This is a genomic window from Methylobacterium sp. J-070 (genome assembly GCF_022829385.1).
GTDB lineage: Bacteria > Pseudomonadota > Alphaproteobacteria > Rhizobiales > Beijerinckiaceae > Methylobacterium.
Genome location: NZ_JAKSXX010000057.1, coordinates 1 through 2,793 on the forward strand (window position 1 = coordinate 1; position 2,793 = coordinate 2,793).

The 2,793-nt window shown below is 67.0% G+C and carries 4 protein-coding genes; 3 read left to right on the plus strand and 1 reads right to left on the minus strand.

Translation table 11 applies throughout. The features are described from left to right. Both MKL01_RS03540 and MKL01_RS03545 read left to right on the plus strand, forming a co-directional pair. Positions 1-220: hypothetical protein (locus MKL01_RS03540; RefSeq protein WP_243903854.1), on the plus strand; the 220-nt coding region annotated here is incomplete at its 5' end. A gap of 48 nt (positions 221-268) precedes the next feature. Continuing rightward, the gene (locus MKL01_RS03545) at positions 269-655 is read left to right on the plus strand and encodes a hypothetical protein (protein WP_243903855.1); all 387 of its coding nucleotides are present in this window, start codon (positions 269-271) and stop codon (positions 653-655) included. A 91-nt stretch (positions 656-746) separates the two neighbouring features. On the opposite strand, the gene MKL01_RS03550 is transcribed toward MKL01_RS03545, so the two are convergent. Next, complete coding sequence (locus MKL01_RS03550) at positions 747-1,025, minus strand: hypothetical protein (RefSeq protein WP_243903856.1); 279 nt, start codon at positions 1,023-1,025, stop codon at positions 747-749. A 1,423-nt stretch (positions 1,026-2,448) separates the two neighbouring features. Between MKL01_RS03550 and MKL01_RS03555 the strand changes: the two genes are divergently transcribed. Then, positions 2,449-2,793: hypothetical protein (locus MKL01_RS03555; protein WP_243903857.1), on the plus strand; the 345-nt coding region annotated here is incomplete at its 3' end.

Genomic DNA, 2,793 nt, shown 5'->3' on the forward strand with positions numbered 1-2,793 from the left:
CGGCGCGCCGGGATCGACCGAGATGATCCAGGACGAGGCGGGCGCCAAGGCCATCCTGTCGACCACCCTCGGCGGCCGCCATCTGACCTTCTCCTACGACCAGAATACCGAGTCGATCGAGATGCGCGAGGGAACGACAGACGGTCCCGTCCTGCACCGCTTCTGCAACCGAACTCTGATCAACGACCTTGAAGAGACCTTTAGCGCCTTGTGGCGCTGAGAAAGGCCGGCCCTAGCTGAGCAGTACCGCGCCGATATCGCGGCGGGCGTGAGCGACGGGCGACATGGCTTCGAATTCGGGGTGGACGTGCGGCTGGCGCCTGGCATGCCTCACGACGTCGAGGTGCTTCGTTCGGCCGACGCGGCTCGGGTATGCGCCAAGCAGGTCGACACTGCGGAAGCGATCGGAACCCTGCTGATGACCGAGGAGCCGGACGCCGTCGCCCAGGTGTGGGCGGTGCTTCTGCCTCCGCATGGGGTCAGGACGCTCGCAGGAAGCGCGCGCCGCTCACTCGGCGCTCACCCCGCGCGCCAGTTCGAGGGCTGGGTCACGCCGCCGATCTCAATCAGCCCCGTTCCCAAAACGAGCGCCCCCGCTCCGATGACAGCCATGACCGCAAACAGCCAGAACCAAGACATCGAGCGGTCCTCCTGATCATCAAACGTTCTCAGGCGCACTAAGTCGCCGGCGCGCAGAAATAGTCTTTTGCGAAAACGTGCCGAAGTCGCTCGGCTTGGCCGACGATTCACGGCGCAGTCGGTTGCGCCGACATCACGGCAGCGGTCAGCACCGTTCGGAACGCCTTCTCACGCGGTCCTGATCGGTCCACCTCCCCGAAAGCAGGCGTCGCGTTTACAAGGCGCGCGATGTCGAGGCTGTGGCCGCTGGCGAAGTGATAGGGTCCGGCCAACGGATCCCTGAGGTAAACGTCGATCGCCGCGACGATCTCCTGGCTGCTGATGATGCCCGCCTTGCGCAGGTCGGCGAGGGTCGAAGGTCCGGCCTGCATGGTCGCGCTGATCATTCCCTGACGTTGACTTAACCGTGCCGCCCGGCCGACATGGACCGTTCTGGCTGCACCCGCCTTCGGTAAACTTAGCACTTGGCCACGAAAATCGCTGCCGAGGGGCAGCGGTCGACTTCGACCGATCAGACCGATCGAGAATTCTCGCGGGCGGTAGGACGGGCAGAGCTATGCGGTGACGGTCTGCGGGTGTTCGGCAGAACGGACGCGCGAGATGTGAAGTCGAACCCGTTCACGCGCTGCGGGTGCCGGTCGATGACACAGCCGTGAACTATTTGTCGTCCTGCCTGGTTTCCAGCACATGTTACGTCCCGGCCAAGTTACAGTGGGCGACCTGCAGCCCCTCGGCGTAGCCCGACACCTCACGGTCGTCAGGCGCGATGAGCCCCTGTCATCCTGGGCCACGATCTCGATTTCCTGTTTGTCGACGCTCGTACTTCTGGCCACAGGCGCAGCATGGCTTGCTCCGCGCAGCGGCTGGGTCTCGCCGATACTTACACGCCGTGTGACCCCGGAAATATCTGCCGTGGCCCCGTCGCCAGCCGCCTTCCCCTCGTGGGTCGAGGTCCCGCACCTGACAGGACCGCTATCCAGCAGGGACGATCCGGATGCCTCATCATCTGCAGACGGACCACGCACCTTCCTGGATCCAAACCCTGTGATTACGGCGGAGCGGCCGATGTCCCTGCCGCCCCGCGCCAACCCGCGCTTGTCACTGATCGGCCGCGCACCCCTCGACGCATCGCGTCTCACGCTCGAACAGGGGCCCGCCTGGACTGACCGCACCGAGCGTCAGGACATCGCGACGATGGTCCCGCCATCCGTGGTCGCGACCCTCGAGCCGGACGCGCCGCAACAGGGTCGAGCCGAGATGGAGACTACGCGAACCCGTCCAGCGGACCCGACGACCGCGCCGACCCTGCCACCCGGACCGGCTCAAATGCGCCTCCCGACTGAGGTCGCCGTTCGTCCCGCGCCGACGATCACCGCTGTATCTCCGCCCGGGCGCGTAGCGACGCTTGGCCCGGATCCGGCGCAGCCGGTGTTAGATCGAACGATCCCGATAACGCCGCCCAGTGACGCAGAGGGTGTGGTCGCGCCGATACTTAATCCTGGACCAGCGAGACATGCTCAGTCCCTCAGGCGGCCACGAGCAGGGACAACGGCCTCGACACTACGGGCGCCCTTCCGTGACCCCAAGCAGGCGGCGGGGCTCATCAGTTCGCCGACAGCGACGCGACCGCGGATTGACGCCGTCGCCGTCGCCTACGCCTCCATACATCAGGCGCGAGCCGATCGCTCAGCTACCCCGCCGGCCAACTCTGCGCCGTCCTCGCCTTGGACGATGCCACCCGCCCTCGCGCCGACGGACTAGCGCGATGCCGCCGCCTCCCGTTCACCCCCGCGAAGAAGGAAAGCCGTGATGTCGATCCGTTCGATCTGCTGCGCGACCCTCATCTCTGCCCTGGCCGGCCCAGCGCTGGCGCAGGATGCCCCCGCCGCGCCGGACACCTCGGCGGCCACGTGGCAGATGCCCTGGCAGATCGCCCCGATCGGACCGGCCTCCGCCGCGGCCGGTGAGCAGACCATCCTGTCGATGGTGCCCGGCACCGGCCTGGTGAAGGGAACATCCGTCGCCCTGCAGAGGATCGGACAGGCCCTGCCGGAGGTGCCAGGCCGCAACCGCACCGTCGACACCTGCCGGGCGGTCGTCATGAGCGAGGCCGGCAAGGCCGGGATGAAGCAGGTCGAGGCGGTCTCGGCCGGC